Annotated in this window: 29 protein-coding genes; 7 read left to right on the top strand and 22 right to left on the bottom strand. The window is 56.1% G+C overall.

Annotated elements, in window-relative coordinates; translation table 11 throughout:
• Nucleotides 1–62 precede the first annotated feature (62 nt).
• The 3 genes from ACZ6J2_RS06520 to yfbV all read right to left on the bottom strand — a co-directional run bounded on the left by ACZ6J2_RS06520 (nucleotide 63) and on the right by yfbV (nucleotide 1,775).
• Entirely contained in the window at nucleotides 63–722 is a 660-nt protein-coding gene (locus ACZ6J2_RS06520; RefSeq protein WP_045402709.1) for a sugar phosphatase, read from the bottom strand.
• 11 nt (nucleotides 723–733) lie between these two features.
• Nucleotides 734–1,228 (bottom strand): YfbU family protein, encoded by a 495-nt coding sequence (locus ACZ6J2_RS06515; protein ID WP_023312542.1) that lies wholly within the window; start codon nucleotides 1,226–1,228, stop codon nucleotides 734–736.
• A gap of 91 nt (nucleotides 1,229–1,319) precedes the next feature.
• Nucleotides 1,320–1,775: a terminus macrodomain insulation protein YfbV gene (yfbV, locus tag ACZ6J2_RS06510; protein WP_023312543.1), complete on the bottom strand. Its 456-nt coding sequence runs from the start codon at nucleotides 1,773–1,775 to the stop codon at nucleotides 1,320–1,322.
• 337 nt (nucleotides 1,776–2,112) lie between these two features.
• Between yfbV and ackA the strand changes: the two genes are divergently transcribed.
• Nucleotides 2,113–3,315, top strand: a complete 1,203-nt coding sequence (gene ackA, locus ACZ6J2_RS06505) for an acetate kinase (RefSeq protein ID WP_033146081.1) — start codon at nucleotides 2,113–2,115, stop codon at nucleotides 3,313–3,315.
• 76 nt (nucleotides 3,316–3,391) lie between these two features.
• The gene (gene pta / locus ACZ6J2_RS06500) at nucleotides 3,392–5,533 is read left to right on the top strand and encodes a phosphate acetyltransferase (protein ID WP_023312545.1); all 2,142 of its coding nucleotides are present in this window, start codon (nucleotides 3,392–3,394) and stop codon (nucleotides 5,531–5,533) included.
• A gap of 73 nt (nucleotides 5,534–5,606) precedes the next feature.
• Here pta and ACZ6J2_RS06495 read toward each other — a convergent pair whose 3' ends face one another.
• The 5 genes from ACZ6J2_RS06495 to ACZ6J2_RS06475 all read right to left on the bottom strand — a co-directional run bounded on the left by ACZ6J2_RS06495 (nucleotide 5,607) and on the right by ACZ6J2_RS06475 (nucleotide 9,589).
• Nucleotides 5,607–6,560: a transketolase family protein gene (locus ACZ6J2_RS06495; RefSeq protein WP_023312546.1), complete on the bottom strand. Its 954-nt coding sequence runs from the start codon at nucleotides 6,558–6,560 to the stop codon at nucleotides 5,607–5,609.
• Nucleotides 6,553–7,383: a transketolase gene (locus tag ACZ6J2_RS06490; RefSeq protein ID WP_471725218.1), complete on the bottom strand. Its 831-nt coding sequence runs from the start codon at nucleotides 7,381–7,383 to the stop codon at nucleotides 6,553–6,555. The genes ACZ6J2_RS06495 and ACZ6J2_RS06490 overlap by 8 nt, the downstream gene beginning before the upstream one ends.
• Nucleotides 7,380–8,771 carry a PTS ascorbate transporter subunit IIC gene (locus tag ACZ6J2_RS06485; RefSeq protein ID WP_471725217.1) on the bottom strand — a complete coding sequence of 464 codons (1,392 nt, stop codon included), beginning with the start codon at nucleotides 8,769–8,771 and terminating at the stop codon, nucleotides 7,380–7,382. The genes ACZ6J2_RS06490 and ACZ6J2_RS06485 overlap by 4 nt, the downstream gene beginning before the upstream one ends.
• Nucleotides 8,772–8,792: 21 nt before the next feature.
• Nucleotides 8,793–9,065, bottom strand: a complete 273-nt coding sequence (locus ACZ6J2_RS06480) for a PTS sugar transporter subunit IIB (protein WP_003861447.1) — start codon at nucleotides 9,063–9,065, stop codon at nucleotides 8,793–8,795.
• Nucleotides 9,066–9,145: 80 nt separating this feature from the next.
• The gene (locus tag ACZ6J2_RS06475) at nucleotides 9,146–9,589 is read right to left on the bottom strand and encodes a PTS sugar transporter subunit IIA (RefSeq protein WP_471725216.1); all 444 of its coding nucleotides are present in this window, start codon (nucleotides 9,587–9,589) and stop codon (nucleotides 9,146–9,148) included.
• A 234-nt stretch (nucleotides 9,590–9,823) separates the two neighbouring features.
• Between ACZ6J2_RS06475 and ACZ6J2_RS06470 the strand changes: the two genes are divergently transcribed.
• Nucleotides 9,824–10,843 (top strand): LacI family DNA-binding transcriptional regulator, encoded by a 1,020-nt coding sequence (locus tag ACZ6J2_RS06470; protein ID WP_471725215.1) that lies wholly within the window; start codon nucleotides 9,824–9,826, stop codon nucleotides 10,841–10,843.
• 3 nt (nucleotides 10,844–10,846) lie between these two features.
• On the opposite strand, the gene yfcD is transcribed toward ACZ6J2_RS06470, so the two are convergent.
• Genes yfcD through yfcF form a run of 3 tightly spaced genes read right to left on the bottom strand, consistent with a single transcriptional unit; the run spans nucleotide 10,847 to nucleotide 12,703 of the window.
• Nucleotides 10,847–11,395, bottom strand: a complete 549-nt coding sequence (gene yfcD / locus ACZ6J2_RS06465; protein WP_471725214.1) for an NUDIX hydrolase YfcD — start codon at nucleotides 11,393–11,395, stop codon at nucleotides 10,847–10,849.
• Between the two features lie 55 nt (nucleotides 11,396–11,450).
• Nucleotides 11,451–12,002, bottom strand: coding sequence for a phosphodiesterase (yfcE, locus tag ACZ6J2_RS06460; RefSeq protein WP_320735634.1), 552 nt, complete (start codon nucleotides 12,000–12,002; stop codon nucleotides 11,451–11,453).
• 56 nt (nucleotides 12,003–12,058) lie between these two features.
• Nucleotides 12,059–12,703: a glutathione transferase gene (yfcF, locus tag ACZ6J2_RS06455; protein ID WP_032643441.1), complete on the bottom strand. Its 645-nt coding sequence runs from the start codon at nucleotides 12,701–12,703 to the stop codon at nucleotides 12,059–12,061.
• Between the two features lie 141 nt (nucleotides 12,704–12,844).
• Here yfcF and yfcG point away from each other — a divergent pair, with 141 nt between their 5' ends.
• From yfcG to ACZ6J2_RS06435, 4 genes are all read left to right on the top strand, one after another.
• On the top strand, nucleotides 12,845–13,474 hold the full coding sequence (gene yfcG / locus ACZ6J2_RS06450) for a GSH-dependent disulfide bond oxidoreductase (RefSeq protein WP_471725213.1): 630 nt from the start codon (nucleotides 12,845–12,847) through the stop codon (nucleotides 13,472–13,474).
• 75 nt (nucleotides 13,475–13,549) lie between these two features.
• Nucleotides 13,550–13,918 carry a dihydroneopterin triphosphate 2'-epimerase gene (folX, locus tag ACZ6J2_RS06445; RefSeq protein WP_023312555.1) on the top strand — a complete coding sequence of 123 codons (369 nt, stop codon included), beginning with the start codon at nucleotides 13,550–13,552 and terminating at the stop codon, nucleotides 13,916–13,918.
• 13 nt (nucleotides 13,919–13,931) lie between these two features.
• Entirely contained in the window at nucleotides 13,932–14,825 is an 894-nt protein-coding gene (locus ACZ6J2_RS06440; protein WP_033146089.1) for a TIGR01777 family oxidoreductase, read from the top strand.
• Between the two features lie 44 nt (nucleotides 14,826–14,869).
• On the top strand, nucleotides 14,870–15,379 hold the full coding sequence (locus tag ACZ6J2_RS06435; RefSeq protein WP_471725212.1) for a GNAT family N-acetyltransferase: 510 nt from the start codon (nucleotides 14,870–14,872) through the stop codon (nucleotides 15,377–15,379).
• Nucleotides 15,380–15,414: 35 nt separating this feature from the next.
• Here the strand turns inward: ACZ6J2_RS06435 and hisP are convergent, their stop codons facing one another.
• The 11 genes from hisP to accD all read right to left on the bottom strand — a co-directional run bounded on the left by hisP (nucleotide 15,415) and on the right by accD (nucleotide 25,616).
• Nucleotides 15,415–16,188: a histidine ABC transporter ATP-binding protein HisP gene (gene hisP, locus ACZ6J2_RS06430; protein WP_023312558.1), complete on the bottom strand. Its 774-nt coding sequence runs from the start codon at nucleotides 16,186–16,188 to the stop codon at nucleotides 15,415–15,417.
• A gap of 8 nt (nucleotides 16,189–16,196) precedes the next feature.
• Nucleotides 16,197–16,913: an ABC transporter permease gene (locus tag ACZ6J2_RS06425; RefSeq protein WP_008502590.1), complete on the bottom strand. Its 717-nt coding sequence runs from the start codon at nucleotides 16,911–16,913 to the stop codon at nucleotides 16,197–16,199.
• The gene (locus tag ACZ6J2_RS06420) at nucleotides 16,910–17,596 is read right to left on the bottom strand and encodes a histidine ABC transporter permease HisQ (RefSeq protein WP_023336422.1); all 687 of its coding nucleotides are present in this window, start codon (nucleotides 17,594–17,596) and stop codon (nucleotides 16,910–16,912) included. The genes ACZ6J2_RS06425 and ACZ6J2_RS06420 overlap by 4 nt, the downstream gene beginning before the upstream one ends.
• A gap of 88 nt (nucleotides 17,597–17,684) precedes the next feature.
• Entirely contained in the window at nucleotides 17,685–18,467 is a 783-nt protein-coding gene (hisJ, locus tag ACZ6J2_RS06415; RefSeq protein WP_023336423.1) for a histidine ABC transporter substrate-binding protein HisJ, read from the bottom strand.
• 226 nt (nucleotides 18,468–18,693) lie between these two features.
• The gene (argT, locus tag ACZ6J2_RS06410) at nucleotides 18,694–19,476 is read right to left on the bottom strand and encodes a lysine/arginine/ornithine ABC transporter substrate-binding protein ArgT (RefSeq protein WP_023312560.1); all 783 of its coding nucleotides are present in this window, start codon (nucleotides 19,474–19,476) and stop codon (nucleotides 18,694–18,696) included.
• Nucleotides 19,477–19,767: 291 nt separating this feature from the next.
• Entirely contained in the window at nucleotides 19,768–20,337 is a 570-nt protein-coding gene (locus ACZ6J2_RS06405) for a UbiX family flavin prenyltransferase (RefSeq protein WP_047346638.1), read from the bottom strand.
• A gap of 89 nt (nucleotides 20,338–20,426) precedes the next feature.
• Nucleotides 20,427–21,944, bottom strand: coding sequence for an amidophosphoribosyltransferase (purF, locus tag ACZ6J2_RS06400; RefSeq protein ID WP_024908947.1), 1,518 nt, complete (start codon nucleotides 21,942–21,944; stop codon nucleotides 20,427–20,429).
• 33 nt (nucleotides 21,945–21,977) lie between these two features.
• The gene (gene cvpA / locus ACZ6J2_RS06395; protein WP_000262116.1) at nucleotides 21,978–22,466 is read right to left on the bottom strand and encodes a colicin V production protein; all 489 of its coding nucleotides are present in this window, start codon (nucleotides 22,464–22,466) and stop codon (nucleotides 21,978–21,980) included.
• 229 nt (nucleotides 22,467–22,695) lie between these two features.
• Entirely contained in the window at nucleotides 22,696–23,382 is a 687-nt protein-coding gene (dedD, locus tag ACZ6J2_RS06390) for a cell division protein DedD (RefSeq protein WP_471725211.1), read from the bottom strand.
• Nucleotides 23,372–24,640 (bottom strand): bifunctional tetrahydrofolate synthase/dihydrofolate synthase, encoded by a 1,269-nt coding sequence (gene folC, locus ACZ6J2_RS06385; RefSeq protein ID WP_471725210.1) that lies wholly within the window; start codon nucleotides 24,638–24,640, stop codon nucleotides 23,372–23,374. Before folC ends, dedD begins: the two co-directional genes overlap by 11 nt.
• A gap of 70 nt (nucleotides 24,641–24,710) precedes the next feature.
• A complete protein-coding gene (gene accD / locus ACZ6J2_RS06380; RefSeq protein ID WP_003861408.1) occupies nucleotides 24,711–25,616 on the bottom strand; it encodes an acetyl-CoA carboxylase, carboxyltransferase subunit beta in 906 nt (301 codons plus the stop codon).
• Between the last annotated feature and the right edge of the window lie 151 nt (nucleotides 25,617–25,767).

Here is a 25,767-nt window from a genome sequence, read left to right as displayed (position 1 = left end):
CAGTGGGAGATGAGGAATTTTGCCATAAAAAAGCCCCAGCAATGTGGGGCTATATCATGTGATTACATTTTTAGCGAGACGGTTACAACCCCGTCAGAGGCTTTCGAAACAGCCAGCGCCGTCAGCGAATCCAGCACAAAGTCTGCCTCCTCCAGGCGGGGAGATCCCGCCGGAACATTCACCGCGATAACGTGGCTTCCGGCGTTCAGCCCGGCCAGTACGCCAGCGGCCGCATCTTCCACTACCACACACTCTGCGGGCGCGAGGCCCAGCAGTTCAGCGCCCAGTAAAAACGCGTCGGGCTCCGGTTTACCGCGCTTTACGCGCTCCGCAGTGATAAACACTTCCGGCTTCGGTAAACCTGCCGCCTTATGACGGGCGTGGGCGACGGGAATGGAGCCTGAGGTAACGATAGCCCAAGGGATCTGCGCCTCGTTCAGATGCTCCAGCAGTTCTCGCGCGCCCGGTAAGGCTGTGATGCCGTCCGTATCCGTGGCTTCAATATGTTCCAGGTATTTGAACTCCGCCTGAATTTCGTCCTCAGAGCGTCCGGCCAGGAAGTGCCGTAGCGAGGTGATGGCCTGTTTGCCATGGATAAAATTCAGCACGTCCTGATGGTCGATGCCATGTCGGTCAGCCCAATGGCACCATGAACGCTCCACAACCGGCAGCGAATCCACCAGCGTACCGTCCAGATCAAACAGAAAACCTCTACACTGCACACGCACCTCCGTCAGGCATTAATGATTTGTTGAATTTCGTTGCTGCTTAAATGGTACTGCCGCGGGCAGGCGTGCCACGCGCTTAGCATACGCTGATATTTCTCCCACATTGGGGTCTGCGCGTTGAAGCCGTGGGTGCCCGCGTCAAAGTGGGTATAGCGCCCTTCTGTATTCACCATAAAGCGAACATAGCTCAGATAACGCGCTTCCGTTGCGGCATCAAAGCCTAAGAAGGTCACGCGGCGCTCGTCAATGGACTGCTGATCTTTGAGATTCGTCCAGGAGACGTGCAGAGCGTGATACATCTCCATAATGTCGATCACGATGCGACAGGTTTCTTCTTTCAGCTCGCCAAACTCGCGGTCCAGTTCGCGCATTTGCAAACCAAAACCGCGTTCGACGATGGTTTGCAGGCGGCTGTAGCGCGCAGCGTTATCGGGATCAAGCATAGTCATCATCTTGTACTGGTTAGACAAAATCAGACGTTGAGCATGGGTCATTTCCATCTTTCGACTCCTGTAGCGCATTGCACTTAAAAAAAAGACACGGTAACTGATTGTTACTGTGCCTTCTTTTCGTCGTCGTTTCGATGATCAATCACAAATCATCGAGGAATGTTTTATCCAGTTGCTTAAAAGCACGCTTTAACGTGTCCGCCAGCGCCTGGTAGTCCGGCTTGCCTTCGACCGGGGCGAGCGCCTGTCCGGCCTCCTCCAGTTTTCCGCGCACTTCATAAAACCAGTGTAAAATAGAAGGGGGAAGCGGAGTGATGGACCGTTTACCTAACCACCACAGGCCCTGCATCGGCAGGCTTAAGGCGAAGAGCGCCGTCGCGACGGCAGGGCCAAGCTGGCCGCCCAACGCAATCTGCCAGCACAGCGTAAAGACAGCGACAGGCGGCATAAAGCGAATCGCATAGCGCGTGGCGCGGATGGTGCGATTCTCAATAAACATCGGCGCAAGGCGCTTTTCCATCGGCCACGTCTTTGCGTAATGCTGTCCCCGACGAAACAGACTAAAGAAATTTACGGACGGGTTCTCTGGTGTCGACATGGCTGTACCTCAACTTCACATATAAAAATTAAAATTTTCGTGCAAAACCACAACAAGCTATGACAACGTTCAAAATATTTTGTCATCTCTACCCCGTATCGGGTATCCTGTGCCAGCCTGATAGGGCCTTAGACGAGAATCATTAACTCGTCAAATTATTGCATATTATGCCATTGGCTGAAAATTGTGCAAAATGGCATAAAATCATAGTTATTTCTTCCATCATGCCACAATGTTCGTTTGGCATGATGTTAATCATAAATGTCTGAGCCATCATGCGTTACGCTGTTAGACTCACTGACGTTTTTTTAGCCACGTATCAATAATAGGTACTTCCATGTCGAGTAAGTTAGTACTGGTTCTGAACTGCGGTAGCTCCTCACTGAAATTCGCCATCATCGATGCGCTCAACGGTGACGAATACCTCTCTGGTTTGGCCGAATGTTTCCATCTGCCTGAAGCACGTATCAAGTGGAAGATGGACGGCAGCAAACAAGAAGCGGCTTTAGGTGCAGGCGCCGCTCACAGTGAAGCGCTGAACTTTATCGTTAACACTATTCTGGCACAAAAACCAGAACTGTCTGCTCAGCTGACTGCGATTGGTCACCGTATCGTCCACGGCGGCGAAAAATACACCAGCTCCGTCGTGATCGACGAATCTGTGATCCAGGGCATCAAGGACTCTGCGTCCTTCGCACCGCTGCACAACCCGGCTCACCTGATCGGTATCGCTGAAGCGCTGAAATCCTTCCCGAATCTGAAAGACAAAAACGTGGCCGTATTCGACACCGCGTTCCATCAGACCATGCCGGAAGAGTCTTACCTCTATGCCCTGCCATACAGCCTGTACAAAGAACACGGTGTACGTCGCTACGGCGCGCACGGCACCAGCCACTTCTATGTGACTCAGGAAGCCGCAAAAGTTCTGAACAAGCCGGTTGAAGAACTGAACATCATCACCTGCCACCTGGGCAACGGTGGTTCTGTTTCCGCTATCCGCAACGGTAAATGTGTTGATACTTCCATGGGTCTGACCCCGCTGGAAGGTCTGGTGATGGGTACCCGTTCCGGTGACATCGACCCGGCGATCATCTTCCACCTGCACGACACCCTGGGCATGAGCGTTGACCAGATCAACAAAATGCTGACCAAAGAGTCTGGCCTGCTGGGTCTGACCGAAGTCACCAGCGACTGCCGTTACGTTGAAGACAACTACGCAGAGAAAGAAGACGCTAAACGTGCAATGGACGTTTACTGCCACCGTCTGGCGAAGTACATCGGCTCTTACACTGCGCTGATGGACGGTCGTCTGGACGCGGTTATCTTCACCGGTGGTATCGGTGAGAACGCGGCAATGGTTCGTGAACTGTCCCTGGGCAAACTGGGCGTTCTGGGCTTCGACGTTGATCACGAGCGTAACCTGGCTGCCCGCTTCGGCAAGTCTGGCTTCATCAACAAAGAAGGCACCCGCCCTGCTCTCGTTATCCCAACTAACGAAGAACTGGTCATTGCGCAAGACGCGCACCGCCTGACTGCCTGATTCCACACCGCCAGCAATGCTGGCGGTGCTGTTTTGTAACCCGCCCAATTGCGGCGGTAACGAAAGAGGATAAACCGTGTCCCGTACTATTATGCTGATCCCTACCGGAACCAGCGTCGGCCTGACCAGCGTCAGCCTTGGCGTTATCCGTGCTATGGAACGCAAAGGCGTTCGTCTGAGCGTCTTTAAGCCAATCGCCCAGCCACGTGCCGGTGGCGATGCGCCAGACCAGACCACCACCATCGTTCGCAAGAACTCCAATCTGCCAGCGGCTGAACCGCTGAAGATGAGCCACGTTGAGTCTCTGCTGTCCAGCAACCAGAAAGACGTGCTGATGGAAGAGATCATCGCCAACTACCATGCTAACGCGCAAGACGCGGAAGTGGTGCTGGTTGAAGGCCTGGTCCCGACGCGCAAACACCAGTTTGCCCAGTCTCTGAACTTCGAAATCGCGAAAACCCTGAACGCAGAGATCGTTTTCGTGATGTCTCAGGGCACCGACACCCCAGAGCAGCTGAACGAGCGTATCGAACTGACGCGCAGCAGCTTCGGCGGCGCGAAAAACACCAACATCACCGGCGTGATCGTGAACAAGCTGAACGCACCGGTGGATGAGCAGGGCCGTACTCGCCCTGACCTGTCCGAGATTTTCGACGACTCTTCCAAAGCGAAAGTCATCAAAGTTGACCCGGCTAAGCTGCAGGAATCCAGCCCTCTGCCAGTACTGGGCGCGGTGCCATGGAGCTTCGATCTGATTGCAACCCGTGCAATCGATATGGCGCGTCACCTGAACGCTACCATCGTTAACGAAGGCGACATCAACACCCGCCGCGTGAAGTCCGTGACCTTCTGTGCGCGCAGCATTCCGCACATGCTGGAACACTTCCGCGCAGGTTCCCTGCTGGTAACCTCCGCAGACCGTCCTGACGTGCTGGTTGCCGCCTGTCTGGCCGCGATGAACGGCGTGGAAATCGGTGCGATCCTGCTGACCGGGGCCTACGAGATGGACCCACGCGTCAGCAAGCTGTGCGAACGCGCGTTTGCGACCGGCCTTCCGGTCTTCATGGTGAACACCAACACCTGGCAGACCTCCCTGAGCCTGCAGAGCTTCAACCTGGAAGTGCCGGTTGATGACCACGAGCGTATCGAGAAAGTTCAGGAATACGTTGCGGGCTACATCAACGCAGACTGGATCGAATCCCTGACTGCAACCTCCGAGCGCAGCCGACGCCTGTCTCCTCCAGCATTCCGTTATCAGCTGACCGAGCTGGCGCGTAAAGCGGGCAAACGCGTTGTTCTGCCAGAAGGCGACGAACCACGTACCGTTAAAGCGGCTGCTATCTGTGCAGAGCGCGGCATCGCGACCTGCGTGCTGCTGGGTAACCCGGATGAGATCACCCGCGTTGCGGCGTCTCAGGGCGTTGAGCTGGGCGCTGGCATCGAAATCGTTGACCCTGAAGTGGTTCGCGAGAGCTACGTTGCCCGTCTGGTTGAGCTGCGTAAGAGCAAGGGCATGACCGAAGCCGTTGCGCGCGAACAGCTGGAAGACAACGTGGTGCTGGGCACGCTGATGCTTGAGCAGGACGAAGTTGACGGTCTGGTTTCCGGTGCGGTTCACACCACGGCGAACACCATCCGTCCACCGCTGCAGCTGATCAAAACCGCACCGGGCAGCTCTCTGGTTTCTTCCGTATTCTTCATGCTGCTGCCTGAACAGGTTTACGTTTACGGCGACTGCGCGATCAACCCGGATCCAACCGCAGAGCAGCTGGCAGAAATCGCTATCCAGTCTGCGGACTCCGCGATTGCCTTCGGTATCGAACCGCGCGTAGCAATGCTCTCCTACTCCACCGGTACCTCTGGTGCTGGTAGCGACGTAGAGAAAGTACGTGAAGCGACCCGTCTGGCGCAGGAAAAACGTCCTGACCTGATGATCGACGGCCCGCTGCAGTACGACGCCGCCGTGATGGCCGACGTTGCGAAATCCAAAGCGCCGAACTCTCCGGTTGCAGGTCGCGCTACCGTGTTCATCTTCCCGGATCTGAACACCGGTAACACCACCTATAAAGCGGTGCAGCGTTCAGCAGACCTGATCTCCATCGGGCCAATGCTGCAGGGCATGCGCAAACCTGTGAACGACCTGTCTCGTGGCGCGCTGGTAGACGATATCGTCTATACCATCGCTCTGACCGCGATCCAGTCTTCACAGCAGCAGTAATGTTAAAAAGCCCGGTGGCGCTAGCGCTTACCGGGCAACAAAAAGGCGACCACTTAACGGGTCGCCTTTTTAATTACAGCAGCTCTCGCGCCGCCGATACAATGTCATGTGCCGTCAGGCCATACTCCTTCTGCAGGAAATCCTGCGTCCCCACCTGGCCGTAACGCTCCTTGACGCCCACCCGCCGCATCGGTACCGGGCAGGTTTCCACCAGCACCTCCGCCACCGCAGACCCGAGGCCGTTGTGAATGCTGTGGTTTTCACAGGTGACGATGCGACCGGTTTTCTCGGCGTAGTTTTTCACCAGCATCCGGTCGATAGGCTTCAGGGTAAACATGTCTATGACCGCCGCGCTGACCCCCTCCTGCTCAAGCTGGCGCGCCGCTTCCAGCGCTTCCGCCACCATGATGCCGTTGGCAATCAGGGTTATATCGGTTCCTTCGCGCAGCACGTTGCCTTTGCCGATGGTGAAGGTTGAGCCCGGGGCATACACGCTCGGCGCCTGCTTGCGGATGGTGCGTACCCAGTAGAAACCTTCGAGGTCGATAAGCTGGCGCAGCACGTCCTCGAACATCACCGCGTCGGTCACCTCCAGCACCACCGAATGCGCCAGACCGCGCACAATACCCATATCCTCAAACGACATATGCGTCCCGCCGTTATGGCAGGCCGTCACGCCCGCATCCGAGGCAATCACCTTCACGTTGTTGCGCTGGTAGTCCAGGGACATAAACAGCTGGTCAAAGCAGCGACGGCTGGCAAACGCGGTGAAGGTATGCACGAACGGCTTACGCCCGGTAAGCGACAGCCCGGCCGCCGTCCCGATAACGTTCGCCTCCATAATGCCGCAGTTAATCACGTGCTGCGGATAATCGCGCGCCACGCCGTCCATCGCCATCGAGCTCATCAGATCCGCTTCCAGGGCGATAATCTCGCTACCCGCCTCAATCTGCTTTGCCACAAAGCCCGCGTAGACCTTACGCATCTCAACGGCGTCTTTCTCTCCTGCCGGTGCAACCTTAATCATGTGAAGCCTCCAGTTGGCGAATCGTCTCGTTGAGGGCCGCTTTGCTCTCCGCGGTTAACCGCAGGTGGTGCGAGTTGCTGAGCTGTTCCAGGTACGGCACCCCCTGCCCTTTGATGCTGTCGAGGATGACGACTAACGGACGCGCGTCGGCAGCCGGGACCCGCGACGTCACCGCCAGCAGTCCCGGGATGTCGTCGCCCTTCACCGTCGCCACGTCAAAGCCAAAGGCGCGGAATTTCCCCTCCAGGTCGAACGCGCTGATAATTTCGTCCAGCTCGCCGTCGAGCTGCTGTTTGTTCCAGTCCACGAACACCGTCAGGTTGTTCAGACGATGGTGGGCAATAAACTGGAAGGCTTCCCAGCACTGCCCCTCGTTCAGCTCGCCGTCACCGACGATGCAGAAGACGCGATTCGGTCGCCCCGCCAGCCTGTGCGAAAGCGCCATACCGCCGGCAATGGAGATCCCCTGCCCCAGCGAACCGGTGGTGGCGTCCACGCCGCGCGTTTTCAGGCGGTCCGGGTGGCTTGGCAGGCGCGTGCCGTTCTGGTTCAGGGTGCTCAGCTCTTCTACCGGGAAGTAGCCCTTGATCGCCAGCGTGCTGTAGAGCGCCGGGCCCGCATGACCTTTCGACAGGACAAAATAGTCTCGCTCCGGCCAGTCCGGATCCGCCGGGTCGATTTTCATCACCGCGCCGTACAGCACGGCAAGGGTTTCAACCACCGACATACTTCCGCCGTAGTGCCCAAATCCCAGCTGCGTCAGGGATTTCAGCGTCTCAAGACGGATCTGACGCGCGATTTCGGTTATCTCTTTCTCATTCATGATTTGGCTCCGGTGTTTTCCTGCTCGTTACCGCCTGCAGGTTTGTTTTTCGCGAAGACGTTGTACGCCACCAGCAGCGCGAACAACGCCACAACCAGTCCGGTGATGGCAAGCGGCGACAGGAAGCGCGCCAGGTTGCCGAGCACAATCCCGACCGCGCCAAAGTCGGCGTCCGAGAAGGTGGTGTTGGCAAAGCCAATCGCGCCCAGTACCGGCAGCAGCAGGACCGGCAGGAAGGTGATCAGCAGGCCGTTAGCAAAGGCGCCAATCATTGCCCCGCGGCGTCCGCCGGTGGCATTACCGAACACGCCCGCCGTTGCGCCGGTGAAGAAGTGCGGCACGACGCCCGGGAGGATCAGCACCCAGCTAAACTGACCGCAGATGAACAATCCCACAATCCCGCCGAGGAAGCTGAACAGGAAGCCAATCAGCACCGCATTTGGCGCATACGGATACACCACCGGGCAGTCCAGCGCAGGACGCGCGTTCGGCACCAGTTTTTCCGAGAAGCCGGTAAAGGCCGGAACGATTTCCGCCAGAATCAGGCGTACGCCCTGAAGGATGATGAACACGCCCGCCGCAAAGGTGATCGCCATGATGATGGCGTAGACCAGGTAGTTCTGACCGCCGCTGAAGGTGGCCTCGACATACTCACGTCCGGCGCTCACCGCCATGATCAGGTAGATAATCATCATGGTCAGGGAGATGGAGATCGAGCTGTCGCGCAGGAAGCTCAGGTTCTTCGGCAGGTTCATCTCTTCGGTTGAGCGGGAGCCTTTGCCAACCTTGCTGCCAATCCAGCCGGACAGCACGTAGCCCAGCGTGCCGAAGTGGCCGAAGGCAATCTCATCGTTGCCGGTAATGCGCTTCATGTAGCGCTGGGCAATCGCCGGGAAGAAGGCCATGATCAGGCCGAGGATCAGCGAGCCGGTAAAGACCAGCCCCACGCCCTCAAAGCCCGCTACCGTCAGGATCACGCCAATCATGCACGCCATATAAAACGTGTGGTGCCCGGTCAGGAAGATGTACTTCAGGCGGGTAAAGCGCGCGACGATAATATTCGCCACCATGCCGAAGGCCATAATAAGCGCGGTCGCTGCACCGTATTTTTCCAGCGCAATTGACACAATCGCTTCATTGTTTGGAATAATGCCCTGAATCGTAAAGGCGTGCTCAAACATACCGCCCAAAGGATTTAATGACCCCACCAGCACCGTGGCGCCGCCGCCCAGCACAATAAAGCCAAGAATGGTTTTAATCGTCCCTTTCACCACGTCCGAAAACGCTTTTTTCTGCGCAACCAGACCAATAAGCGCAATTAAACCGACCAGCACCGAAGGGACTTTTAAAATATCAACAACGAAATTCAGCGTTTCAAGGATAAACATATCCACCTCGCCTTATCAGGGTTATTGTCTTTCGAACCAGGCGCGCAGCTGCGCTTCAAGTTCGTTGATGTCGATGATGTTGTTAATCACCACCAGCTGGCTTTCCGGCACGCTGGCGCTGGCCGCAATGTCTTTTGCCATCACGAACAGATCGGCCGCGCCCGGCGTGGCCGAGGAGAGATCGGAATGTTCAACCTCAGCCTCAATCTCCAGTTTTTTAAGTACCTTTTTAATATTCATTTCGACCATAAAACTGCTGCCAAGGCCGGAGCCGCAAATAGCCATGATTTTCATTGTTGTCCCCTTATTTTGAGTAGAGCACGCCCCATCACGCTGTCGCGTAATGTTGTGAATAATCGGATTAAAGAATTAAATCAGAAGTGGTCAATAATCGTTTTAATTTCCTCCAGGGTATTCACCTGATGCAGTTTCTCCATATCCTCGTCGCTGGAAAATAATTCTGCGAGTGCGGATATCATTTCGATATGGCTATGTTTATCCGGTGCCGCGAGCATAATAATCACATCGACAGGGTCAAACTCACCGGCACCAAACGAGACGCCCTGTTTTAGTTTTAATAAAGACAACCCCAGTCCTTTGGCCCCTTCCTCCGGCCGCGCATGCGGCATCGCCAGCCCTGGTGCCAGCACATAATAGGGTCCTAACGTGTGGTGCTGCTGGATGATGGCCGTGACGTATTCAGGCTCAATCACCTGCAAATCCAGAAGCGGCTTCGCGCACAGCTCCAGCGCCTGCGGCCAGTTTTCCACGCTATCCTGCAGCGTGATGGTTGTATCATATATCCATTTTTTGAGCACTTTTCACTCCCGCTACACGCTAAAGATGAGCAAACTTTATTCAACACATCGCTGGATGACTGCGATCGCGATCACAAAGATAGCGCTACCAATACTTAACATGCAGAAATGTGATAGCGCTATCAAATTGCAATCACGGCGCTAAATCACAGCAAAAAAAGGGATTTAAGGCGTATACTGCCTGTCACGTGAAGCGAAGGAAATGAAGAACGCGTCTGGTCAGCAGGAAGGTGTATGTCTCTAACCCGAAAACGGCGCAGTACTGGTAAAGTGACACTCGCCGATGTCGCACAGCTTGCCGGTGTGGGCACGATGACCGTGTCCCGTGCACTCCGCACGCCCGAACAGGTTTCCGATAAACTACGAGAAAAAATTGAAGCTGCCGTGCAGGAGCTGGGTTATATGCCTAATCTTGCTGCCAGCGCGCTGGCCTCGGCGTCGTCGTGGACGATAGCCATGGTGGTGCCAAACCTCTCCGAAGCCGGCTGCTCGGAGATGTTCGCCGGGCTACAGCAGGTGCTACAGCCTGCCGGGTATCAGATCATGCTGGCAGAGTCCCAGCATCGTCTTGAGCAGGAGGAGAAGTTGCTGGAGACGCTGCTGGCGTCTAATATTGCCGCCGCTATCCTGCTCAGCGTTGAACATACCGATACCGTTCGCCACTGGCTGAAAAACGCCTCCATTCCGGTGATGGAGATGGGCGCCATGCGCGCCGACCCGATTGATATGAATATCGGGATTGATAACGTAGCGGCCATGTATGAACTCACGGAAATGGTGATTAAGCGCGGCTATCAAAATATTGGCCTGCTGTGCGCCAACCAGGAGCAGTGGATTTTCCAGCAGCATTTGCAGGGCTGGTACAAAGCCATGCTTCGCCACCATATGTCGCCGACCCGCGTGATTAACGCGGCGATGCCGCCGAGCTTCTCGACCGGCGCGGCACAGCTGCCTGAATTCCTGCTGGCGTGGCCGGAGCTGGATGCGCTGGTATGCGTCTCAGACGAGCTGGCCTGCGGGGCGCTGTACGAGTGCCAGCGCAGGCGAATCAAGGTGCCGGACGACCTGGCGGTGGTAGGTTTTGGCGATAGCGACGTGAGCCGCGTCTGTCAGCCGCCGCTGACGACGATGGCGGTGCCGCATCGTAAGATTGGAATTGAAGCCGGGAAAGCGTTGCTGGAGCGTCTGAATGACGGTGACTGGCGCGATCAAAAAACCATCGCGTCCAGTCTGTGTCTGAGAGAGAGTTGCTGACGCTTACTCAGCCTCTTCCTCTGATTTGGTCGATTCGTTTTTGGCGTTGCGGGTCATCCACAGCGCCAGCGCTTTTAACGAATCCGGCGTGAACTCGTCGCAGCGCGCGGTGATCTCTTCCGGCGTCATCCAGCTGACTTCACTCACCTCTTCTTCCTGCAGAGCGAACGGCCCGTGGGAGACGCAGCTAAACAGCCCGCCCCAGACGCGGCAGTTTTCGTCTTCGAAATAGAACTGGCCGTGCTCGGCAAACGGCACGCCGGCGATACCTAACTCTTCTTCCGCTTCACGACGCGCGGAATCCAGCAGCACTTCATCTGCCTGGACAACCCCACCTGCGGTGGCATCCAGCATACCCGGGAGAAAATCTTTGGTGTCCGTGCGGCGCTGGACCAAAATTTTGCCCATCCCGTCATGCACAACGATGTACGTTGCGCGGTGGCGCAGACGCTCCGCACGCATTTGTTCGCGGCTGGCCTGCGCGATCACTTCATTCTCTTCGCTGACAATGTCAACCCACTCTGTACTTGCCAAATGACTCTGCTCCACCATCGGGAAACCTTCTCTTCTAAGCGCTCTTTCGGCGCGTTTGCAGTTGAGGTGTAACTTACGGATTAATCGCTACCTGCGCAATAACTTGCTGATCATTAAGTGCGATAACGCTCAGGGTATTTCCATCCAGCATGCCATAGCTCGCAGGATAACCGCCTTTCGGTATGCTGACCGAGCCCGGATTGAAGTGATAAATCTCACCGCGTTTTTCAGCAACCGGAATATGAGTATGACCGTAAACCAGGACATCGCCAGCCGCGAGCGCCGGGAGATTATCCGGGCTAAAAAGATGCCCGTGCGTCAGGAACAGGCGGCTTTGTTCCAGCAGCACCTGTTGCCATGGCGCGGTAAGGGGAAAATGCAGCAGCATCTGGTCCACCTCGCTGTCGCAGTTGCCGCGAACGGCGATAATGCGCGAGGCAAACGGGTTGAGCTTTTCCGCGACCTGCGCAGGGGCGTAGCCCTCCGGCAGCGCGTTGCGCGGGCCGTGGTTGAGGACATCCCCCAGAATAATCAGCCACTGCGCGCCGCTTTGTGCAAACAGGGAGAGGACACGCTCGGTAGCGGGCAGCGATCCATGGATATCCGACGCAAACATCAGTTTCATCAGTCACTCCTCGGGAAAACAGACTGCCCCCATCATACCTGAAGCGTCAGGGCTTATCAGCCCGCGCGCTTAGCCGAGAGTGCCACATAGCGCTGCACGGAGGCGCGCTGCCACTGAAACGCGGCATAATCCACCAGCAGCTGCGGCACCTCATCGCCGTTGAGGATCAGGCGGTTTAGCATCAACGCAAGATCGGCGTCGGCGATGCACCACTCGCCGAACAGGTTCGGGTTGCCGTGTGCGAGGAGCGAGGTGGCGGTTTCAATCAGTTTTTGCGCGCTTTCACGACCTTCAGCGCTGAGCGCAGGCTTTTTCACCCCGGCGAACACGACGTCCGTTGAGCGTTCCACGCGAATTGGCACCAGATCGCTACGCAGCCACGCCTGGATCTGCCGCGCCCGCGCGCGTTTTTGCAGGTCGTGCGGATAGATCCGCTCCCACTCGGGCGGCGCGAACCTATCTTCCAGATATTCATCAATCGCCGACGATTCGCTCAGGGCAAAACCGTCAATCTCCAGCACCGGCACGCGTCGGGTCAGGTCGTAACCCTGCCACTGTGGCTTGAGATGTTCACCGCCGTCGAGATCAACGGTCTTCAGCGTAAAAGTGAGTCCTTTTTCGGCAAGCGCAACGTATACGCTCATAACATAGGGAGAAAAGAAATTCGCATCGGACCACAACGTGATTACGGGCTGGTTCATAACATCCTCATCGGCTGATCGGGTTTTTACTCAACATATAATCTCTTTGCCTCGCTGTCACTTGATGAAAACTCACGATTTACAACAACCACCTATACTCATTTGTCATGGCACCACTATTCGCATGGACAGGAGTTGAGAATGATCGACCTTTATTACGCCCCTACCCCAAACGGCCATAAGATCACCCTCTTTCTTGAAGAAGCCGAGCTGGATTACAGGATCATTCGCGTGGATATCAGCAAAGGGGAACAGTTCAGCCCTCTCTTTCTGGCTATCTCGCCGAATAATAAAATCCCGGCCATTATTGATAACCAGCCGGCGGACGGGGGCAGGCCGCTGAGCCTGTTTGAATCCGGTGAAATTTTGCTCTACCTGGCGGAGAAAACCGGCAAACTGCTGAGCGGCGAACTGCGCGAGCGTCACCATACCCTGCAATGGCTCTTCTGGCAGGCGAGCGGGCTGGGGCCCATGCTGGGGCAAAATCATCATTTTACCGCTTACGCCCCGCAGCCCATTCCCTACGCGATCGAACGCTATCAGGTTGAGACTCAGCGCCTCTATGACGTTCTGAACCGTCGGCTGAAGAAAACGCCGTGGCTCGGGGGCGAGCATTACAGTATTGCCGATATCGCCTGCTGGCCGTGGGTGAATACGCATGAAAAACACCGAATTGACCTGGCCGCTTACCCGGCGGTGAATAACTGGTTTGAGCGCATTCGGACCCGCCCGGCCACCGAGCGGGCGATGCAAAAAATCCAGCATATTTAACCCTCTATGAGGCTGGGTGCCCGCGAGCCTCTCATGTATGATGAGCGTGAAATACTGACACGGAGAAGACCTGCAATGTCACAGCCAGACGCTATTATTCGCATAAAAAATTTACGCTTGCGTACCTTCATCGGTATCAAAGAGGAAGAGATCGCCAACCGTCAGGATATTGTCATTAACGTGGTAATTCACTATCCCGCAGACAAAGCGCGGGCCAGCGAAGACATCAACGACGCGCTGAACTACCGCACAATAACCAAAAACATCATTCAGTACGTGGAGAATAACCGCTTCTCTCTGCTGGAAAAATTAACTCAGGATGTGCTCGATATCGCACGCGAACATCACTGGGTCACTTATGCTGAAGTTGAGATCGATAAACTTCACGCCCTGCGCTACGCCGACTCCGTCTCCATGACGCTAAGCTGGCGACGCCAGGCGTAACCCTGGAGGTTGTATGAAGATTTTGCTGACCGGCGGCACTGGCCTTATTGGTCGTCACCTCATTGCGCGTCTGCAGGCCTTGCATCACGACATTACCGTGGTCACGCGCAGCCCGGAGAAAGCGCGCCAGGTGCTGGGGGCGGGTATCGATATCTGGAAAAATCTGGCCGAGCAGCAAAATCTGGACGGCTTCGACGCCGTCATTAACCTCGCGGGTGAACCCATCGCCGATAAGCGCTGGACGGAAGAGCAAAAACAGCTGTTATGCAGCAGCCGGTGGAACATTACCGAAAAGCTGGTCGAGCTGATCCGCAATAGCCACACGCCGCCTTCGGTGCTGATTTCGGGTTCAGCAGTGGGCTATTACGGCGATCTCGGCGAGGTGGTGGTGACCGAGGAAGAGCCGCCGCATAACGAGTTTACCCATAAGCTCTGCGCGCAGTGGGAGCGTATCGCCTGTGCGGCGCAGAGCGATCGTACCCGCGTCTGCCTGCTGCGGACCGGCGTCGTGCTTGCGCCGAAGGGCGGCATTCTGGCGAAGATGCTTCCCCCTTTCCGGCTCGGACTCGGCGGCCCCATCGGCAATGGTCGTCAGTACCTGGCGTGGATCCATATCGACGATATGGTCAACGGTATTCTCTGGCTGCTGGATAACGATCTGCGCGGGCCGTTTAACATGGTTGCGCCGTATCCGGTGCGTAACGAACAGTTTGCCCACGCGCTGGGGCATGCCCTGCACCGCCCGGCGATATTGCGCGTGCCTGCCACGGTGATTCGCCTGATGATGGGTGAAGCGTCCGTGCTGGTGCTGGGCGGCCAGCGCGCGCTGCCGAAAAGGCTGGAGGCGGCCGGGTTTGCGTTCCGCTGGTATGAATTAGAAGAGGCGCTGGGGGATGTGGTGCGGTGAATATGTTACAGTGACAGGCCATGTTCCGAAGAAATGGCGTAATAATGGCAACCATCACCACTCCCCGGCTATACCTCACTCCTTTCGAACCCACTGACTGGGCCTTCTTCCGCTCGCTGCGTGAAGATCGCCGCATCATGCGCTACATGGCCGCCATCGCGCCGGAAAAAGAGACCCGCCGCGTGTTTGCCGCGCGGCTCACTGCTGCCCATGTGTTTGTCATTCGCTTGCGGGATGATGATACGCCGCTGGGCGATATCGGCCTGCAAATCAGCCCTGAGAATCGTGAAGAGGCCGATATCGGCTATACGGTTGTGCCTGCCGCGCAGGGAAAAGGGATTGCCAGCGAGGCGCTGCGCGCGGTGTGTGATTACGCGTTTAACCAGATCAGCGTGAAAGCGATTAACGCGTACGTGCTGGCGGACAACGGCGGTTCGGTGCGCGTGCTGGAGAAAGCAGGGTTTGTGCGTACGCAGGTGCTGGAAAAGGCGTATGAAATTGACGGCGTGCGCTATGACGACTGGGTGTATCGGCTGGAGTGTGGTGCAGTTTGATCCCCTCTCCCACAGGGAGAGGGGGAAAGGGAAACCTACTTCAAAGACCCCTTCAGGAACTGCTGCAGGCGCGGACTTTGCGGGTTTGCCAGCACTTCGTCCGGGTGGCCCTGCTCTTCAATTTTCCCCTGATGCAGGAAAATCACGTGGTTCGAGACGTTACGGGCGAAGCCCATCTCGTGCGTCACCACCACCATCGTTTTGCCCTCTTCGGCCAGCTTCTGCATGATGCGCAGCACTTCGCCAACGAGTTCAGGGTCCAGCGCGGAGGTCGGTTCGTCGAACAGCAGCACCTCAGGCTCCATCGCCAGCGCGCGCGCGATGGAGACGCGCTGCTGCTGACCGCCGGAGAGATGTACCGGGTATTTCATCTGCTGGCGCTCGTCGATACCCACTTTCGCCAGGTATTTCACCGCGCGCTCGCGGGCTTCCTGCTTGCTCAGGCCCAGCACCTGAATCGGTGCTTCCATCACGTTCTCCAGCACCGTCATGTGGCTCCATAGGTTGAAATGCTGGAACACCATCGTCAGGCGCGTACGCAGCAGTCGCAGCTGGTGCTTATCCGCGACCTTCAGCTGGCCGTCTTTATCGCGGACCAGGTTAATATTCTGCCCGCTCACCACAATCGAGCCTTCGCTCGGCTTTTCGAGGAAGTTAATGCAGCGCAGGAAGGTACTTTTACCCGAGCCGGATGAGCCGATGATACTGATCACATCGCCTGCGTTAGCCTGCAGCGACACCCCTTTCAGCACTTCATGTTCGCCGTAGCGTTTGTGCAAATCAATAACGTTTAATTTGTTCTCAGCCATCATCTTTCTCAGTGCGTCGAAGAAGGTTTTATATGCTGCAACCAGCGTTTTTCAGCCTTACGGAACAGGCTAATCAGAACATAAGAGATAATTAAATAGAGCACCGCCGCAATGCCAAACGCGGTAAACGGCTGATAGGTCGCGGAGTTAATATCGCGCGCGATTTTGAGCAGATCCGGCACCGTCGCGGTAAAGGCGAGCGCGGTGGAGTGCAGCATCAAAATCACTTCGTTACTGTACGCCGGTAACGCGATACGCAGCGCCGACGGCAGAATAATACAGCGATAAAGCTTCACCGAGGAAAAGCCGTACGCGCGCGCCGCTTCAATCTCACCGTAAGGGACAGAGCGAATTGCCCCGGCGAAAATCTCGGTGGTGTAGGCGCAGGTGTTGAGCGTCAACGCCAGCACCGTACAGTTCAGACCGCTGCGGAAGAACGCATTCAGCATCTCAGTGCCTTTTACGATCTCAAGCGTATACATCCCCGAATAGAACACCAGCAGCTGCACGTACAGCGGCGTACCGCGAAACACGTAGGTAAACAGCCAGATCGGGAACTGGATAAATTTATTGTTCGACACGCGGCCAATGGCAAGAAACACCGCCAGAATGCCGCCCATCACCACGGAGGAGATCAGCAGCCAGAGCGTAATCGCCACGCCGGTAAAGCGGTAACCGTCCGTCCACAGCAGCGATTTCCAGTATTCCTGAATAATCTCAATCACAGGTCAGCCCTCTTCACACCCACGGAGTAGCGACGCTCGAGCAGAAGCAGCACACCATTGGAGGCGGTCGTAAAGACCAGATAAATCACGCCGCAGACTACCGCAAAGTAGAACGGCTCCCAGGTGCTCTTGCCCGCCAGCTGAGTCGCTTTCACGACGTCTTCCAGACCGAGCAGCGAGACCAGCGCCGTCGCTTTGAGGATAACCTGCCAGTTGTTGCCGATACCCGGCAGCGCATAGCGCATCATGGCCGGGAACATAATCCGACGAAACGTTTGTGAAGAGGTAAAACCAAATGCGGTTGCCGCCTCAATGTGGCCTTTCGGCACGGCCATGTAGGCACCACGGAAGGTTTCGGTGAAGTAGGCACCGTAGATAAAACCGAGGGTAATAATACCGGCCACCATCGGGTCGATATCAATTTGTCCCATGCCCATCGCGTCCGTTACGCTGTTCAGCGCAATCTGCAGACCGTAAAAGATAAGCAGCATCAGCACCAGATCGGGAACGCCGCGAATAAGCGTGGTGTAGCCTTCAAAAATTAGCGCCAGCGGTTTGTTAGCTGAAAGCTTCGCCCCTGCGCCTGCCAGACCTATCAGCACCGCCAGCACCACGGAGCTGATAGCCAGCTCAAGGGTGACAAGCGCGCCCTGTAAAATAACGCCAGAAAATCCGTACAGCATACCGCGAGCCCTGTCGTATCGTGAGTGGTGGAACCGTGTCTTTTCCCCTCCCGCAGCGGGAGGGGCCGCACGTTATTTGACGGGGCGATTAGCCGCCGTAAACATTAAAATCAAAGTACTTTTTCGCCAGCTTGTCGTAGGTGCCGTCAGCGCGCATTTCAGCAAACGCTTTGTTCAGTGCCTCACGCAGCTCGTTGTCTTCTTTGCGCAGTCCCATGCCGGTGCCCACACCAAACAACTTCACGTCCTTAATGGACGGGCCGCCAAACTTGTAATCTTTACCCACCGGCGTTTTCAGGAAGCCTTCGCTTGCCGCGACTTCATCCTGGAATGCCGCATCAATTCGGCCTGCCGTCAGGTCAGCGTAGATATTTTCCTGGCCCTGATAGGAGACGATTTCAATCCCCTTCGGCGCCCAGTGTTCGTTGCCGTAGGTTTCCTGCGTGGTGCCCTGCAGCACGCCGACGCGTTTGCCTTTCAGGGACTCCAGCGTTGGCTGAATGTCAGAAGCTTTAGCCACTACCAGACGAGAATCGGCCGCGTAGAGTTTGTCGGTGAAGGCAATCTCCTGCTGGCGTTTTTCGGTGATGGAGAGCGAGGACATGATTACGTCGATTTTTTTCGCTTTCAGGGACGGGATCAGCGCATCCAGCGGGTTCTCAACGTAGGTACACTGTGCTTTGATGCGTTTGCACAGCTCATTGGCGAGATCGATGTCAAAACCGACCAGTTCACCCTTTGAATTCTTCGATTCGAACGGCGCATAGGTTGGATCGGTACCAATCCGAATTTTCTGCGGAATGGCTGCGAATGCCGCGGTGGCGCTGGAAAAGGCCAGAACAAGAGATAGTGACAACACGAGTTTTTTCATATTTGTCCTCAACAAACTGTCTTCATACGGGATTTTTACGACGACGGGGTGGTGCTAATGTGCCATTAATCCCCTCTGTCAGGCAAAGACTAATGCCCTTCAGGCGGGAACTTTTGCATTATAAATGCGTAAGTATGCACAAAGCGATCCAATACGGTGCAACAAATGCACCGCATTGAGTCAACCGCTCCCGTAACGCACCTTTGCGGTGCGTTAGCGCCAGGTATTATTCACCGTATACGTTGAAGTCGAAGTATTTCTTCGCCAGTTTGTCGTAAGTACCGTCTTTACGCAGCTCTGCAAAGGCTTTGTCGAAGGCGGCTTTCAGCTCGGTATCATCCTTGCGCAGGCCAATACCGGTGCCGTCACCAAAGTATTTTTTGTCTTTTACCGAAGGGCCCGCAAACGCGTAGTCTTTACCCGCAGGCTGTTTCAGGAAGCCTTCACTCGCGGCGACTTCGTCCTGGAATGCCGCATCCAGACGGCCTGCGGCCAGGTCAGAGTAAATCAGATCCTGGTTCTGGTAAGCCACCACGTCTACACCCTTCTCACGCCAGGTCGCATTGGCATAACCTTCCTGCGTCGACCCCTGAAGCACGCCAACATGCTTGCCTTTCAGCGAGTCGATGGTTGGCTTAATCGGGGAGCCTTTTGGCGCAATCAGCCGAGAATCCGCAGCGTAGAGCTTGTCAGAGAAGGCAATCTCCTGCTGGCGTTTTTCGGTGATGGAGAGAGAAGAGATAATGGCGTCGATTTTCTTGGCTTTCAGCGACGGGATTAACGCGTCAAAGTCGCTGCCCACCCATGTGCATTTCACCGCAATGCGTTTGCACATTTCATTTCCCAGATCGATATCAAACCCCACGAAATCGCCTTTCGCATCCTTGGAAGAGAATGGCGCGTAGGTTGCGTCTGTACCGATACGAACCGTCTGTGGAAGAGCTGCGTAGCTACCTGCTGCCGCACTTAACCCCACGAGCAAAGACAGAGCCAGAACCGTCTTCTTCATACATTTACCCTCAAGTACCGTGATTTTATTATGTATTGTGTTGTGTGTTGTGTTGCAGGCTTCATCTTGCAGGTCTTATGCCACATTGCCGTCTGGTCAAAACTTCGACGTTAAATATGTTAATAAAACGTTGCGATATTGCCTTAATGGTGAAAGATAGCAGGTCTGCCGAACGAACCGGAAAGAGAAAAAGGGAAAAAACGAATTAAATGTCGAGGATATGATCGCCGTTGCATAATTGCCCTGAAACAGGGCAACGTCTCTTTTCATGCACTCTGTTTGTGCACAGAATCAGGCCCCTTGCCAGCGGGTGAAGAGATCTTCTGGCAGGTCGATGTCAAACTGATCCAGCACGCGGTTAACGGTCTGATTAATCACGTCATCCAGCGAGGTCGGGCGATGATAAAACGCCGGTACCGGCGGCATGATGACGGCGCCAAGCTCGGCGGCCTGGGTCATCAAACGCAGGTGGCCGAGGTGCAGCGGCGTTTCCCGCACGCAGAGCACCAGAGGACGACGCTCCTTCAGCACCACATCCGCCGCGCGCGTCACCAGGGTGTCGGTATAGCTGTTCACAATGCCGGAGAGCGTTTTAATCGAACAGGGCAGGATAACCATGCCGGCCGTTTTAAACGAGCCTGAGGAGATGCTGGCGGCGATATCACGGGCATCGTGAACCACGTCCGCAAGTGCCTGAACATCGCGCAGGGAGAGATCGGTTTCCAGAGAGAGGGTCTGTCGCGCCGCCTGGCTCATCACCAGATGGGTCTCGACTTCCGCCACGTTACGCAGAACCTGTAACAGACGTACGCCGTAAATCGCGCCGCTGGCGCCGCTGAGCCCAACAATGAGTCGTTTCATGATTTTCGCCCTTACTGATTTCAGGGCAGACTGTGCAGGATTTTGCGGGGAGTTGCAAGTGAGGGCGTTCGCCCTCACCTGCCGGAGCATCAACCTTCGTTGTGCATCTCTAAGCTTTCAAGATCGTTCTGCATCTGAACGGCTTTCGCATCGTCGTTGCGCAGCGAATCAAGATAGTCGAGATACTGCTGGTCAACGTCTTTGGTCACGTAAATACCGTTGAACACGGAGCATTCAAACTGCTGAATTTCCGGGTTCTCGGCACGCACCGCGTCGATGAGATCGTTCAGATCCTGGAAAATCAGGCCGTCGGCACCGATGATCTGGCGAATTTCATCCACTTCACGGCCGTGAGCGATCAGCTCGTTGGCGGTTGGCATATCGATGCCGTAAACGTTCGGGAAGCGAATCTCCGGCGCGGCAGAGGCCAGGTAAACTTTCTTCGCACCCGCTTCGCGCGCCATCTCGATAATCTGCTCAGAGGTGGTGCCGCGAACGATGGAGTCATCCACCAGCAGAACGTTCTTGTCGCGGAATTCCGCGCGGTTGGCGTTCAGCTTGCGGCGCACGGACTTACGGCGCAGATGCTGGCCCGGCATGATAAAGGTGCGGCCAACGTAGCGGTTCTTCACGAAGCCCTGACGGTATGGCTTGTCCAGAATGCGGGCGATCTCCAGCGCGATATCGCAGGAGGTTTCCGGGATAGGAATAACCACGTCGATGTCGAGATCGTCCCACTCGCGGGCAATCTTCTCGCCCAGCTTCGTGCCCATGTTGACGCGCGCGCTGTAGACGGAAATCTTGTCGATGAAGGAATCTGGGCGGGCAAAGTAAACGTATTCAAACAGGCACGGGTTGCTGACCGGGTTATCGGCACACTGGCGGGTAAACAGCTGGCCCTTCTCGGTGATATAGACCGCTTCGCCCGGCGCAACGTCACGCAGGAACTCAAAGCCCAGGGTATCCAGCGCCACGCTCTCAGAGGCAACCATATATTCGGTACGGCCATCGCCAAGGTCGCGCTTGCCGAGCACCAGGGGACGAATGCCGTTTGGATCGCGGAAGGCAACCATACCGTGACCAATGATCATCGCCACGCAGGCGTACGCGCCGCGGATCTGGCGGTTGGTCGCGGCAATGGCAGCAAAGATGTTGTCTGCTTCCAGCGGGTAGTGACGGAAGTTATCCAGCTCGCTGGCGAACACATTGAGCAGAATTTCAGAATCAGAGGTGGTGTTAATGTGGCGACGTTTCTCTTCGAACAGCTTTTTACGCAGCTCATGCGCGTTGGTCAGGTTGCCGTTATGAGCAAGGGTGATGCCATACGGTGAGTTGACGTAGAAAGGCTGTGCCTCAGAGGCGCTGGAACTGCCAGCAGTAGGATAACGAACGTGACCGATCCCCATATTACCTTGCAGACGCTGCATATGGCGGGCTTCAAACACATCGTTTACCAGGCCATTTGCCTTGCGTAAACGGAAGCAGTTGTTTGCATCAATGGTGATGATACCCGCAGCATCCTGCCCACGGTGCTGAAGCACCGTTAACGCGTCATAAATCGACTGGTTTACCGGCATGAAACCGGCGATACCGACAATACCGCACATTCGTCTTTTCCTCGTTAAGCCACATCTCAGGGTTTATGCCCTGGGCAAAAAACTCGACGAGCTTTGCAGATAGTCAAAGAACCATCTGATGATGAAGCTGAACTCTGGAATGAGCTGCGATTTCTGCCAGTCTTCGCTTTTGGAGAACCCGGTGAAGGTATCCAGGAAGAACAGGATCGCGGCCACAATCAGCACGCCTCGTAACGCCCCGAAACAGATCCCGAGCACCCTGTCCGTTCCTGACAGACCGGTTTTCTCGACCAGCTGACCTATCACGTAATTCACGATAGCGCCGACAATCAGCGTTGCGATAAACAGCACCGCGATGGCAATTCCGTTTCGGACCAGTTCATCTTCAAAGCCCGTGAACCAGACAGACAGGTAAGTGTAGTAATGACTGGCAACAAAGAAAGCACAACCCCAGGTTACCAGCGATAACGCTTCACGAACAAAGCCACGGATCAGGCTAACCAGACAGGAAAAACCAATCACCGCAATGATGGCGTAATCAATCCAGACCATATGTGTCCCACGATTTAACGCCCTGTCATCCAGTTCGGGGCGAATTCTAACAGAAAAAGAAAACGTTTGCGTAGGGATTTCCTTCCCGCGCGTAAATAAAAAAGGCGCTGAAAAAATGTTCAACGCCACGGTCCATTTGACGTCTCTGTGGACGTCTGCTCCCCCCTCACCCCGGCCCTCTCCCTCAAGGGAGAGGGAGCAAGCTACTCCGGGGAGTGGTAAGATCTTATCAGTTCGCGCTGTAGCCCATTACCACACCGCTCAGGCCGGAGATCTGCTTCAGCTCACCGAGCGAACCTTTAAGCTTATCTTTGGACGCTTCTGGCCCCACGAGGATACGGGTAATTTTACCCTGCACCGGCGTAGAAGGTGAAGTGTAAACACGATATCCCGCGCTGCGCAGTTTGCTCACCACCTCGTTAACTTTGTCGGCGTTTTTCAGCGCGCCGAGCTGCACAACGTAAGCTTTACCGGTCGGTGCCGCGTCTTGTTTTGCCGGCGGTGGGGTTTCTGACGCGGCAGCCAGCTGCTCTGCGGCTTTATCCCGCTGCGGTTTCGGCTGCGGCTTCTCAACCGGCTTCGGTTTTTCAACAGGTTTAGGCTGCTCTACCGGCACCGGATCGATATCGCTGCTGCTCGCTGCCGCCAGGCGTGACGGATCGATCGACGGTGCGGCGGCATCGCCTGCACGCACCTCTTCCGCCGCCCCTTCCGGAGGCTGAGCAGGCAGCGCCTGCGTCGCCGCGGGCAGCATATCCGGCTCATCGCGGTCACCCGGTTTCGGCACCAGCGGAATAGCGGCAAACTCGTCCTGATAATGCTTTTTCTGCCCGTCGAGCAACCCCGGGAGAATAATCACCCCGAGCGCGACCAGCACAATGGTTCCTGTTAAACGGTTCTGAAACTTACTCGCCACCGGTTCTCCCCGCGTCCATCGCTTCCATGACATGTGCCACCGTGTGGAATGAACCACACACCAGCACGGTATCTTCTGGTTTAGCATCCGCCATCGCGGCATGCCAGGCCTGAGCCACGCTACTATAGATTGCGCCTTTGCCGAGATGTTCCATCAATTGCTCAGCCGTCGCGCCGCGCGGCCCCTCCAGAGGAGCACAATACCAGCTATCGACCACACTCTCCATGCAGGCCAGCGTCCCGCCGATATCTTTATCATGAAGCATACCGATAACCGCCAGCACGCGCCCGGTTTTTGATAACGATTTGAGACGTCCCGCGAGATACGCCGCCGCATGCGGGTTATGCGCCACGTCCAGAATCAGGCGCGGTGATTCGCTGACAATCTGGAAACGCCCGGGCAGAATTGCGCTCTGAATGCCGTCGCGGATTGCCTGCTCGCTGACCGCTAATCCGCTGGCGCGCAGTGCCGCCAGCGCGGTGGCCGCGTTCGGCTGCGGCACCTGCGGCAGCGGCAGGTTGTCCAGCGCGCCCCGGGCATCGCTGAAGCGCCAGCCGTTATCCTTAACTTCATAATTCCAGTCAACGCCGCGGCGCAGCAGACGCGCGCCCTTCTCGTTTGCCACATCAGCAATGGTGTGCGGCATGTCCGGCTCGCCGACCACGGCGGGTTTATTCGCCCGGAAAATACCGGCCTTCTCGCGGCCAATGCTTTCACGATCCGGTCCAAGCCAGTCGACATGGTCCAGCGCGATGCTGGTGACCACCGCCACATCCGCATCCACCATATTGGTCGCATCAAGACGTCCGCCGAGGCCGACCTCAAGGATCACGACATCCAGCTGCGCCTGTTTGAACAGCCACAGCGCCGACAGGGTGCCGTATTCAAAATAGGTTAATGAGATCTCACCGCGCGCGGCTTCAATTTCCGCGAACGACGCCGTATGCGCCGATTCCGGCAGCTCGCTGTTCTGCACGCGAACGCGCTCGGTGTAGCGGACCAGGTGTGGAGAGCTGTACACGCCAACTTTGTAACCCGCGGCCATCAGGACAGATTCCAGCGTGCGGCAGGTGGTGCCTTTACCGTTGGTGCCCGCGACGGTAAATACGAATGGTGCCGGTTTGAGCACATCAAGACGCGCGGCGACCTGGCTTACGCGCTCAAGCCCCATATCGATGGTTTTACTGTGCAGGTTTTCCAGATAAGAAAGCCACGCGGCCAGGGGCGACGTGGCTTGGGGAATGCTTTTATTTTCCATAATGCCCGGTTGTCATTAACAGATTAGAAAGCAAAAGGGCAGCGCCAACCGGCCCTGCCCTTTTCAGTTATCAGGCCTCGGGTTCCTGATCCGGTACCACCACGCCTTCGCGCGGCTCATCCGGGTTCGGCGCTGGCAGATTCATCAGCTTCGCCAGAATGCTCGCCAGCTTCAGGCGCATTTCCGGACGGCGGACGATCATATCGATAGCGCCTTTCTCAATGAGGAACTCACTGCGCTGGAAGCCCGGCGGCAGTTTTTCACGAACGGTTTGCTCGATAACGCGAGGACCCGCAAAGCCGATCAGCGCTTTAGGCTCAGCGATGTTCAGATCGCCCAGCATCGCGAAGCTCGCGGAGACGCCGCCCATGGTTGGGTCGGTCAGCACGGAGATGTACGGAAGACCGCGCTCCTGCATTTTCGCCAGCGCTGCAGAGGTTTTCGCCATCTGCATCAGCGACATCAGCGCTTCCTGCATACGCGCGCCGCCGGAGGCAGAGAAGCAGATCAGCGGACAGTTGTCTTCCAGCGCCTGCTCAACGGCACGCACGAAGCGCGCACCGACCACGGAGCCCATTGAGCCGCCCATAAAGGAGAACTCAAAGGCAGCGGCGACAACCGGCATCTCATGCAGGGTGCCTTTCATGACGATCAGCGCGTCTTTCTCGCCGGTCTCTTTCTGTGCAGAGGCCAGACGATCTTTGTATTTTTTGGAATCGCGGAACTTCAGCACGTCTTTTGGCTCGAGTTCGCTACCCAGCTCTACCAGAGAGCCTTCGTCCAGCAGGCTATGCAGGCGGTTGCGCGCCGACATACGCATATGGTGGTCACACTTCGGACACACCTCAAGGTTGCGCTCCAGCTCTGCGCGATACAGAACCTGACCGCAGCTGTCACACTTCGTCCATACCCCTTCAGGAATGCTCGCTTTGCGCGTTGGGGTAATGTTGCTTTTAATTCGTTCAATCCAGCTCATTGATAACCTTTCTGCCTGAACCTGGTCGTATGCCAGTTTTGCTATAAGAGGCGAATAATGCCATTTTTGCCTCCAACAGACCATGAATGTTGCACATTAAAACATAACAGCCCGAAACTTTGGATAAAAAAGTGGTCGAACCGCCAGCGTG

The organism is Enterobacter sp. E14S (genome assembly GCF_055666685.1).
This window is presented reverse-complemented; position numbering and strand designations above follow the sequence as displayed.